2 protein-coding genes are annotated in these 966 nt (G+C 41.3%); both read right to left on the reverse strand.

Annotation, left to right across the window (positions count from 1 at the left end; genetic code table 11):
* Positions 1–189: 189 nt before the first annotated feature.
* The gene (locus A3729_RS11815) at positions 190–402 is read right to left on the reverse strand and encodes a hypothetical protein (RefSeq protein ID WP_068633897.1); all 213 of its coding nucleotides are present in this window, start codon (positions 400–402) and stop codon (positions 190–192) included.
* Positions 403–520: 118 nt separating this feature from the next.
* On the reverse strand, positions 521–966 hold a 446-nt coding region (locus tag A3729_RS11820), incomplete at its 5' end, for a transposase (RefSeq protein ID WP_156497911.1).

A 966-nucleotide genomic window follows, 5' to 3' on the forward strand; every position in this document is an offset into this window, starting at 1 on the left:
GCCCTGTGCTGTTTGTTGTGAACGAAATAAAGCTAGATCTATTTGAAATACGAGTTTTCACACAGCCTGAGCACAAAGCGCTACCTTTTTGAACACTACCGTCTATCTTCTTCACAGAGCGGACCTCATGTTAGTGGAGTTGTTTTCCTAGGTCATAAACAGAGGTAATATTGTAAAGTCTAAGGATTTTTAACGGTGCTGGATAAAATCATCAAGAATATTCAATACGCTATCTGATAAGCCAATAAGTTCTTCAACAGCTCCCTGTAGAGATAATGGTTCAGCGCCTGCTCGTGCAAGCTTATAGATCTCTATACCCTTCGCGTGTACTTTCGGATGAACATCTTCATATAGGTCTTTGAAGCGTTTTTTGGAACTTAGCGACTGGCCCTTATCTGACATTAGATACTTCCCAAGACGACATTGGGTATGATCTTTTAGCTCACTCTCTTGTACGCTGTTTTGTCCAAATAATGCAAAACGGATGTAAACGTAAGGCGAAGCGCACATATCCAAGAATCTAATGATTTAGTATGACATTCCATGGCAGCAGATCTTCCATTTCTGCTTGCTGATCTCTTTTACTAAGTGCTTTCAATAGATAATGAAGATAATCGAATGGCACAAGGTCATTTGCCTTTGCCGTTTCAACAATACTGTAAAGTACACTGCTGGCATGGGCACCACTAGTGGTGTTTGAGAATAACCAGTTTTTTCGCCCTATCACGAAGGGTTTGATTGCTCTTTCTGCACGATTGTTATCGATATTCAGATGACCATCTTCTAAGTAGCGTGTCAGCTTTGGCCATTGATTTAAACTGTATGCGAGTGCTTTGCCCAAGGCCGATTTAGGCGGTACCTGCAGAATCGAGTTATCCAACCAGATTTTATATTCTTTCAACAAGGGTGTCGCATGTACGACTCGATATGCCTGTTTTTCTCTGGGCGATTTATCCTTTATGGCAG

The organism is Oleiphilus sp. HI0043 (genome assembly GCF_001634935.1).